This window comes from Coprococcus hominis (ex Arizal et al. 2022) (assembly GCF_040094675.1).
In the GTDB taxonomy this organism is placed as follows: domain Bacteria; phylum Bacillota; class Clostridia; order Lachnospirales; family Lachnospiraceae; genus Coprococcus_C; species Coprococcus_C hominis.
The window spans coordinates 17,874-29,295 of record NZ_JBBNHG010000039.1 but is presented as its reverse complement, the minus strand read 5'-3'; the positions used below and the strand labels follow the sequence as shown (position 1 = coordinate 29,295).

The window sequence follows — 11,422 nt, the reverse complement described above, 5'->3', positions numbered from 1 at the left end:
AGGTGGCCTATGGAGAAGAGAAGATTTATGAAGGATAACAAAGGCTACACACTCATTGAGATGATTATCGTTATAGCGATTATTGCAATAATGACTGGCGCGGCTATGGTAACAATCACGATTTTGCATAATGCAAAAGCCAAGGAAGCTTCTATTACATTGGAAACAGCATTGTCTGAAACACAGAAAAATGCCAAAGGGAAAATGTGTGTGGTAGCGGATACACAGCAGCCAGATTACAAATTTGCATTAGCTGTCTATAAAAGTGGTAGTAAGTATTATGTAAAGAAGGGTTATTATATAGGAAATGGTAATGATATGTCGCTGAATTCCAGTTATGTATTTGATGATTCAGAGAATGCAAACAGTGGAAAGGGCGAGAGCTTTTCGGCATATGTAAAGGTGAAGTACAAAGATTCATCTGGTACGGAACAGGATATTACCGGAATTGATGAAAAGCCTGTATATATAATTTATGACCGTCAAGGCATGTGTATATATGGTGATGGTCAGTATGAGTTTTATCGTAACAGCAAAGACTCATTGTTAAATACCGTGGTTTTGAATAAAAATGGAAGCCATACATTACATTAAGGAGGGGCGTGAAGATGAATAAAGATAATAAAAACAGCGGCTTCTCCTTGGTGGAATTAATTATAGCTATAGCAGTGCTTGCGTTCTTGATGTTAGCAGTTTCTTCCTTTATGGGATCGAGCGTATCACAAACAAGGAAAGAACAGGTGGATGTTAAGTTACAAACACAGGCTCAGGAAACATATAGCTTAATTACAGACACTATCATGCAGGCAAATGATATTGTGATGGTTGGATATACAGCATCAGAACAGTTGAATTTTGCAACGGTAGGAGAAGAGACAAGTGCAACAATGGCGAAGAAGTTCTATGTGAAAGATGAGGCAACAGCAAAAGCACTTGTAAAAGATCCATCTTTATATGGAATTACTGATTCAGTTTCAAAGGCAGATGTAATATGTTTTAAGGATATTGATGTAGACGATCCAATATATATATCATATCTGCGAATTGAAAGTTCTGTTCCGTTGGATATGAATCTGGTACCGGGTGGAAACCCAAGCATTTTGTCTGAACAGGTAATAACTAATTCATTGACAGGGGAAGCAACAAAGGTACAGTGCACAGAACAAAATTCCAAAATTGTATACAGCATAAATGACACATTAGTTTCTACCTTTTACTTCGAAAACAATAACATGTATTATGGCAGAAAATATGCATACATGACAATGTCAGATGATGAGGTGGATATGTCAGATTCAAATTCAAAGTTTGTACATCTGTATAATCCATATTTGTCATATGTTGAAGCAAAGCTAGGAGCGATAGGCGTTGGTGTTGCGGGATGTACAGCAAACATTGATGCAAAAAACAATTCAGTTAAGCTGGATATATACTATAATCAGTCTAATATGACGTATACAACGAATGGAAGAGTGAATCCAAGAAATTCGTATGTATTAGTACCAAAAAAGTAGGGAGGGGAAGTAGAACATGAAACGTAAAACAAAGATTTTGATATCTGCATTATCTGTAATGTTCGTTGCGGCGATTGCAGTTGCAATTGCATCGTTCTCCTTCGCTGGAAATGGTGACGAAGACGGCTTGCTGGAGAATGGCGAAATTATCGCAGATGCAAGTCAGAATGTGGATACAAAAACGATTATCGATTACATTATCGATAATTCAAATTCAGAAGATCCAGAAGTAGATAAGATTTATCATATCGCAGAAATTTCATCTTCTTCTGCTTCAAGCTTAGAGACATTTGTTAGTTCCAATGGCTTTAAGGATTATGTTATTGATGGAAACCGTACAATCGAGCAGGCGATGGCAGATGGTTGTATCGAATACAAATGTTTTGGCGGAAATGTAACAAGTGATGCAGATCTTGCTTATATTTCAAAGGCAGATTTCATTTATGTAAGTAATGATTCTGCATCGAAATTTACAAAAGACAATGACATGAGCGAGAAATTATATGATCTTCTGCATACATATGCAGTTGGCGATTTTAAGCCTTTAGTCATTGATAGTCCAAATGCAACAACCGTTGATCCGTCGACATCAAAGAATATGAAAGATCTTGCATCTTCTGTATTTGGCCCAAATGAAAAGTATTATTACACATTCAAGTGGGCAAGCAACTTAAGTGCAGATCAGTATTTGCAGCATGCAGGTGGTTCTTTGTATCTGGGAATTAACGGTCAGACACAGAAGACAAATGGTGCATGGACAGAAGTATATGAGTCAGACCCGACTGCCTCTGCTTCAGATGGATCCTCAGCACAGCCGATGTCTATGGCGAAGATTTTGACAATTGGCGTCAATACTACATATACAAAGACAGATGCGCTGTTAGCAGGAAATCCGTCAGCAACGGGGTTGTATGCAGCAGATGGTTCTGCAATTGCAGATACTGCTACATCAAAATATTATAAGCTGGATGCAAATTCAATCTTCTATAAGAATGGTTATAATAACCGTGTCGGTGTAAGACCAACTTATATACAGAATGATATTGTAACATTGGCTGATTCAGAATCCGTTGATTTTGATCAGTACGACATGATTGTGATTGAAGATTCTTGTTATAATCAGACAATCACGGCAGATCTCTATAAGAAATTTGCATCAGCAATGTATGGTAAGCTCCATATTGTATATGGTGCAGATATGGGAACATCATCAGATGCTGCGATTAAAGTTCCAGATGATTTAAAAGAGACAAACTACTCTAAGTTATTCTATATGGTAGCAACAACAGAGTATGTTGCACGATATGAGAATATCATGGTAACTTCAAGAGCAGACTTCAGTGTTGTTACAACTTCAAAGAGTGCAGCGACAGCAAAGGTTATTGCAGATTTGATCAATGCATCGAAATATCGTGGAATTGGTGGTAGAGGTTCTTCTTCCTCATCCTTTACGGTGTTAGAGATTCAGCCATGCTATCCAATTGATGAAGCTGTGGCACAGGAAGTAGGCAAGGCAAAGCCAAGAAGTGGTAATGCATCAAGTATTTATGGAAGTGGAAATTATTATACAGCTCCAGCTAATGTCGTGAATGGAAAGACAAAAGAACAGTTAGCTGAAAATACAGAGTACTATGCTTGGGAGCTCTCTAAGGCAAAATTAGCAGATGCATTAAACTTACCAATTGATAAGATTAATTTGGTACAGATGTCATCCGAGGAGTTTGCGTGTGATAAATCAGAAGTTTTAGGAAAGTACGATTTGGTTTATATTGGCGGAAATACATCTGCATTAAAGGATGTGTTAGAATATCGTAGTTTGACAGGTCTTGCAAGATGGGGTGGGACTTTGAAGTCTAATTCGGGTAGTTTGGACATGTCAAAGATTACAACTTTGCCAATCTACACGATGTATTCTCACAATGGTGATATTGTAAATCTGGATCTTTCAGCTATGGCACAGTCTCCAGGTCCTGCAAACAGTGGTACACCAACTGCGAAGGTTCGCCTGAATGGAAATTATACAGATACGTTTACAGTATTGAATGGTAATGATATCACATATAATCGGTATGAGGCATTAAAAGAATATGTTGATGCAGGAATGCCGGTTGTAGTAAGTAAGAATCTGACAACAGCATATACTCTTGCAAAGACAGATGGCTATTTGCAGAACTCGATTGATCCGGATTCTAATATGTATAAGTTATTGGCAGCATGTGAAGGCACTGATAAAGATAATGTACAGTGGAACTTTAATCAGACGGATGTGGAAGATATTTTAAGTGATGGTTCGCTTGGTGATTCATTAACAGGATATGTCTCAGTGTTCAAGGGTGGTGCAGCAGATACTCCAAAGAATGAGTTGAGTTCAATCTATGCAACATCAGAGAAGAGACCAAAGCTGACAATCACAAGTATGCCGGCAACTTATAATCGGTATGATGAAACATCACAGATTACAGACGGTACATTGAAATTTAAATATACAGTCACGGGAAGTGCCAATTATACGGTTAAACTGTATATTGATGATGATGGAAATAGTACTTTTGATCGAAAAGAAGAGTACATGACATCAGGAGATGCGAATTCACTTACTTATCAGTGTGCGGACAGCTTCTATGGTCCACTGTATTGGATGATTGAGGTTGTTGATACAAATGGAAATTCAGTCAGCCAGACGGGTATTGCTTATGTCAAGAACAAGACTGACGAAAAACAGCAGGTAAATGTATTGCAGATTATGCCGGGAGGTAAGGCAAACCAGTGGTCAAATAACGCACTTGGCGAAGGCGCAGAAGGTTACAACTCCTTGTATTTCTGTACTGTATGTCAGCAGGCATATCAGAGACTGGAGTATAACCCATATACGAATTCAGGAAATCGTACAGCGTATGGAGCTCTTTATGGTGGTAATTTCCAGGATTCGAAGGATGGTATGCTGGGAAGTCATTACTTAGGTAAGCATGAGCATACGTTTGGTATCGTAAGTTATGACAGTCAGCTTGTTGTACCTGGAAAAGGTGTCAAGGGTATGGATGACTGGGATAACAACCTTGCAGATCAGGTAAATGATCTGTATGACTTTGATATTGATATTATGCTGCGTAATGAGTTTGAGCAGGCTGCAAAGGATGCAGAAGCTGCATATGATTACAAGGTTGACAATGGAGAAGTTGATTACTCTTCAGCAATTACAGATGCAGAAAAAGAGGCACTTGTAAATTCATTTACAATTGATTCAACGGATACTGATTATGATAAGTATAATGCACTCACAACAGTGGAAGATAAATATAAATTTATTAAGAAACGTGAGTATGAGCAGTTGGCAGGCAAGTATTGGCAGTTGTATCAGTTTATGAAGAATGAGAGTGCAACTGGAACATCCAGCATGAAGGATGAAACAGGTGTTGATATTCAGAAAACAACCGTTGATGCAAGAAAGGAACTTGATGAAGAAATTGATAAGTTAATTGCCGGAATTCAGTCAGGAAGCACAAATTCAGGCAAGACAACCTTCTCAAGTAATACATCAAAAGAGACTTTGATTCAGGAATTGAATCGTTTGAAGACAAAATCAACGTACAGTGATTATTATTCTATTGATGGTAACGCTGCACAGTATAATGATGTATCACAGGCATATCTTCCAAATGGCGAGAGTATGAACACTTATATGGAGGAGTACTTTAAGGTAAAAGATAAAGAACTTGAGTATAAGGAACTTTACAAGAAATATACAAGATATGCAGCAGGTGCCGATTGGTTACAGGAATCATACAGTACAATTATTCTTGGACCATCTGAAGATTTCGGTGGAGATGATATTACAAGTCCGATTGCACTTGCAGATTTGAAGTCTTACATCGAAGATGATGGACAGCTCCTGTTGTTCCATGATACATTGACAAAGTTCTCTGATAAGGGTACTTCTACATTGACAGCAACACTTCGTTCATACTTTGGTATGGATCGGTATCACTTTAATGATCCTGTGACAACAGATGCAAGTCAGAATTATGTGAAGTATACAACTACACAGGATAGTGACAAGTACTTTATGACGAATCTGTCGACAACGAAAGATGAAAGTCGGTATACAAGCTGGCTTTCAGATATGAAAAAAGTGTTTGGATCAACGCCAAGCAAATATCTGACATCCGTGGCATATACAGATGCGGTAAATGTCAGTGGTAATGATAATCCATATGCAATTCCTTATCGGTATGCCGATTTGAGCTGGGCAATCGCAGGATATTGGTACAATGCAGCTAGCTTTTCTGCAAAGGAGAATACAAAGTATGGTACTGATAAAGCGAGTCAGAACAATCAGGGTATTGTAACATTGTTCCCATTCACATTGGCATCTGAGTTGAATATTTCAGGAACGCACTCACAGGCATATGCGCTGGATGTTGAAAATGATGACATGACTGTGTGGTATTCTCTTGCAGGTGGTAATAATACAAAGGACGGTTCTTCCATCTATGCAGCATCACCGAGAGATGGTATGGACAACTACTTTATTTACACTTATAAGAACGTAAACTACTGTGGTGCCGGACATTCGAAGGTGACTGGTGTAGGAAAGGATAATAATGATGAGCGTTACCTGTACATCAATATTATTTGTAACTCAGTTCGTAACAGTGTAAAACAGCCAACCATTTATGTATATGACTATGGTAAAGAAACAAATAATATCATCAAACGTGATGTAAACGATGATTATTATACAAAGGTTGAGGAGAATACTTCATATCCAGAGTTTAGTTTTAAGGTAACTGTAGACCAGGATGCAACATTAAAGCAGGTTCGAATCTACTATGATTTGGATTACTCAGAGACAAATCGTGATAGTTCATATGTAGCAGATAAGAATCATGTATTGATTGCGGATTGGAATTCTACACAGGTAAAGGAAGGTATCATCAAGGATGTATTCCGATATGATTCTTCTCTTGAGAAGCTGTTGAATAAGGATGGCGGACAGATTGCTGAGAAGTATGTAGATTCTGATGGTAAGGAAGTTACAGTAGCGGCAACGAAATTGAAGCTTCAGCCATCGTACTTTGAGAATTACAATAATGAATATACATATATTGTAATTGAAGCAACCGATTCCGAAGGTAACAAGGTTTACCAGAGAATCAAGGTTATGTTGAAGGATTATCTCTTTGACTTAACGTAAAATAATAAAAAAAGCATGGGAAACTCTGAAAAGAGTCCCATGCTTTTTTTGCCATTTGATTGACTTTTTTATAAGAATCGTTATAATTAAAATATGTATGTAGTTAGGAATTAGGCGATATATGCCACAACGTACAAAATAATATGAAAGGGGAGATACTATGCGAAAACGCAAAATGAATCGAGCACTCGTTGTCGCACTGAGTGTTGCTATGGCATCAAGCAATATAGCACCAACAGTTACATATGCGGCGGAGTCATCTCAAATTTTCGAAGCGTCAGAACAAGAAAATCCACAAGAAGAAACAAGTGAACAGGAATCCAAGACAGAGGTTGAAACTGTAAGTGAAGATTTACAGCAGGCAGAGCAAACTGTTGCAGAAGATAAGACGATTACAGAAGAAACGTATTTAGAGTACACACCTGAAGAGGGAAATTATACTCTGTCTTATCAGATTCGTGTAAATAATGGAAAAAAGGAAGCTATTATTAAGGGATATGGTAAAAATAAGACAGATAGAAATATTACTATTCCAAGTGAGGTAAGTGCTTCCAGTGAGTACACAAATGCTGCAGACTATCAGAATATTCCAGTTACAGCGATTGATCAGGGTGCATTCGCATTGACGGAATGTCCGAGAAGCGTGAATATTCCTGCCTCTATAGAATCCATTGGTACAAATGCATTTGCCGGAGGAGAAAAACAGAAAGTTTACATATTGCAGTCCGTTACAATTGAGGAAGGTTCAAAGCTGAATTGGATTGGAGAGGCTGCATTTCAAAGTCAGGCAGGATTGAAAAGTGAAATTGTGATTCCTGATGGTGTTACCAAAATTGGTAAACAGGCATTTTATAATTGTGAAGGCTTGACAAAGATTACATTTAATGGTGGAGGAATCATTGGTGCGCAGGCATTTTCTGGTTGTAGAAAAGTCAATATGGAAAATGGGTTAAAATTTCCACTTAATGTAACAGAAATTGGTGATGAAGCATTTTTGAATTATGGGGCTTCCTCAACAAATGCAGGAGATCTTGCGCTTCCAAGTGGACTTACATCAATCGGAAAGAAAGCCTTTTCTGGCGCAAAGCTGAAAGGAAATCTTGTTATCCCAAGTTCCGTTGCGTTCATGGGAGATTCTGCATTTCAAAGTGCATATGCCGATACCGACAAATCAAATATGGGGATGTTATCGTTTGAAAACGGAAGTAAATTAACGAGTATTCCAGCGTATGCATTTGATAAGTGCCTTGCGTTTAAGGGCTCGATTGTAATTCCAGAGGGGGTTACAAGTATTGGGCAATATGCATTTGAAAAGTGTTCAGGGATGGATGGAACGCTTTCTTTGCCATCAGGGTTGGAAACAATTGGCAATTATGCTTTTTCTGAGTGTTCAAAGCTGACAGGAGGAATTACACTTCCAGATACGTTGACACAGCTTGGTACGTATACATTTAATAAATGTAGTAATATTAATGGAGAACTTGTATTAAGTAAGAATTTAAAGAATATACCACAGGCTGCATTTTCAAACTGTTCTAGCATGATTGGAAGTGTGGATATTCCAGAAGGCGTACAGAAAATAAATGCAAACGCATTTCAGGGATGTTCTTCGTTAAATGGAACATTAACAATCCCGGAAACGGTAGATACGATTGGTGCCTATGCCTTTGATCAATGTAGTTTACTCACCGGGACTTTAACAATACCGGGAAAGGTAACTAATGTATCGAATTATGCATTTGACGCATGTTCTGGATTTGATGCATTAAAGCTTTCGGATAGTATTACAACTATCGGAAATTATGCATTTGCAGATTGTGATGGCTTTAAAAATGAATTTGTACTTCCTGCAAACCTGAAGACGGTTGGAGAGTTTTCATTTAGTGGTTGTAGTGGACTTGTTGGAAATCTGGCGATGCCGGATACTGTCACTTCAGTTGGAAAGTCTGCTTTTGCAGGGATGTCCGGATTAAATGGATATATGTATTTGTCAAAGAAACTTACATCCTTTGGAGAGCTGTGCTTCTATGGTTGTTCGAAATTAACAAATCCGAAGGATGAGCAGGGTAACATACAAATTATTGAGATTGCAGAGGGAACAACGGCGTTACCACAGCAGATGTTTGGAAATTGTAAGATGCTGACAAAAATACAGGTTCCAAAGACTATTAAGACAATCAATACTGGTGTATTTATTGGAACGAACTCTGCACTGGATCTTTATGTATATGCGGGGTCTGATGGAGCTGCGTGGGCAAGAAATTTGTCCACAGAGCAGAAAACGTTTGATGTTATTTATTTGGATGCATTAGCTTCAATCAAGCTTTCCAATAACGCATACACAATGCGAGTTGGCTCAGAGAGAGACTTGTCTGCAACTATCAAATATTATAAAGAAGAAAATGGTGTGGATGTACCATATGAAGTTGCAGAGAAAGATGCACCAGATAAATTAACATGGACTATGAATAATAAAGATACAGGTACCTATGCATCCTATGCAGATGGCAAAGTATCAGCAATCAAACAGGGAACGGAAACAATCAAGGCAACATCACCGGATGGTAAGACAAATGGTATGTGTAAGGTAACAGTGTTTAATAAATATGTTACACAAATGTCGTCCTCTGATCCAGCAACAACAAAACTGAATGCTTCAAAGGATGGAGAGCAAACAACGATTACAGCAACAATCAAATTGCAGGGATTCAAAGAAGCATTGGAATATGGTGAGATTAAAGAGGAAGATGTGACACTTACATGTACACCATCTGTAGAAGGTGTGGTTAAGATTGAGACGGGAAAGATTGTGTTTAATGAAGATTATACACAGGCTACAGTTTCAACAGTAATTACACCGGTAAAGAGTGGAAATACAGTTATTACATTTGCTACAAGTGTACCTGGTGAAACGGAAACGAAATTTACAAAGACGATAAATGTCTATATGCCGTTACAGAGTATCAGTATTCCTGAAACAGCAACTGTAAAGGTTGGCGGCGAGAAGTTGAAGTTGACAGCGACATTGAATCCAGAAGGAGCAACCACACAGAAGGTCACATGGAAGAGTTCGGATACATCGGTTGCGACTATTAAGTCTACGACCGGAGAAATTACAGCAAAGAAGGCAGGAACAGTCACTATTACATGTACACCTTCAAACAACTCGAATTATGGTGATACGGCAGAAGCTGTTACCTGTACATTGACGGTTTTGCCAAAGGATGGAACAACGCCAACACCGACACCAGATCCAACACCAAATCCAAATCCGAATCCGGATCCAAAACCAACTCCGGATCCAAAACCAACTCCGACACCGACTCCGGAAGTGAAAGTTCCAACAATGTCAGTGAGCTATCGTACGCATGTACAGACATTTGGATGGGAGAAGTCATGGAGTAAGGATGGCGCTATGTCCGGTACGTCCGGAAAGGCAAAACGTCTGGAAGGCATTGAAATAAATGTCAGCGGAAATGATAAGGTTGGCATTCAGTACACGACTCATTGCCAGAGCTACGGCTGGCTGCCATGGTCATCAAACGGAGACATGAGTGGTACAGAAGGCGAAGCAAAGCGTCTGGAGGCAATTAAGATTCAGCTCACAGGTGCAGATAAGGATAAGTATGACATTTATTATCGTGTACATGCACAGTCTTATGGCTGGCTTGGTTGGGCGAAGAATGGCGCACCAGCAGGAACTGCAGGTTATGCAAAACGTCTGGAAGGAATTCAGATTGTAATTGTTAAGAAGGGCGAGAAGATTGACGAGAATAAGAATGGCATTAAATCTGTCAATAAAAGTGCATATATTGCATTATCTGGAACGTCACCAGTTGTGAATTCGAAGCCGACATCTTCAATGAATCCTACGATTGAAGGAAACAGTACACCAAATGTTACATACAGAACGCATGTACAGACATATGGCTGGCAAGGTTGGAAGTTTAACGGAAGTATGAGTGGTACAAGTGGACAAGCAAAACGTCTGGAAGGTATCGAAATTAAACTGACAAACAAGCCTTATAGCGGAGGCATTAGTTATACAACACATGTACAGTCCTATGGATGGCAGGGAAATGTGAATAATCCTTCTACTTGGAGATCAAATGGTGCAATGTCCGGTACAAGTGGTGAGGCAAAACGTCTAGAAGCGATTTGTATTACTTTAACAGGCAAGATGGCAGAGCACTATGATATTTATTATCGTGTACATGCGCAGACATTTGGCTGGCTTGATTGGGCAAAGAATGGTGCACCAGCAGGAACTGCAGGTTATGCAAAACGTTTGGAGGGCATAGAAATTAAGCTTGTTCCAAAGGGTGGACCGGCACCTGGTAAAACAGCTAGACCGTATGTAAGTAAGTAATTATTATATTATTAGTAAAATAAAATCCATGAGTGACTTCGATAATATCGGGGTTGCTCATGGATTTTTGTATGTAATAAATATGTTATATAAAATTCATTAGATAAATAAAAAATAGAAGAGACCATATAGATTCCCCAATCTATATGGTCTCCCTATGTAAAACATAGTTTGAGTTGTTGCGTCCGAACATCAACAACTCGCTCTCCCCAAGATGTCCAAGGACTGATCCTCGAACAAGATTATCGTAACATATAATTGATAAAAATCAAGGGGGCTGGCACAATTGGCGCTCTACAGAGCATACTTTTTTATTTGTTGCATTTTTGCGTTGTATTTCCAAAT

The 11,422-nt window shown here is 38.7% G+C and carries 4 protein-coding genes; all 4 read left to right on the top strand.

The genetic code is table 11. The annotated features are described in order from the left end of the window. Nucleotides 1-9 precede the first annotated feature (9 nt). Nucleotides 10-594 carry a prepilin-type N-terminal cleavage/methylation domain-containing protein gene (locus tag AAAT93_RS12200; protein ID WP_021985200.1) on the top strand — a complete coding sequence of 195 codons (585 nt, stop codon included), beginning with the start codon at nucleotides 10-12 and terminating at the stop codon, nucleotides 592-594. A gap of 14 nt (nucleotides 595-608) precedes the next feature. Further along, nucleotides 609-1,514 carry a PulJ/GspJ family protein gene (locus tag AAAT93_RS12195; protein WP_021985199.1) on the top strand — a complete coding sequence of 302 codons (906 nt, stop codon included), beginning with the start codon at nucleotides 609-611 and terminating at the stop codon, nucleotides 1,512-1,514. Nucleotides 1,515-1,530: 16 nt separating this feature from the next. Continuing rightward, nucleotides 1,531-6,708, top strand: coding sequence for a DUF5057 domain-containing protein (locus AAAT93_RS12190; protein WP_195540938.1), 5,178 nt, complete (start codon nucleotides 1,531-1,533; stop codon nucleotides 6,706-6,708). 160 nt (nucleotides 6,709-6,868) lie between these two features. After that, complete coding sequence (locus AAAT93_RS12185; RefSeq protein ID WP_021985197.1) at nucleotides 6,869-11,077, top strand: leucine-rich repeat protein; 4,209 nt, start codon at nucleotides 6,869-6,871, stop codon at nucleotides 11,075-11,077. Nucleotides 11,078-11,422: the final 345 nt, after the last annotated feature.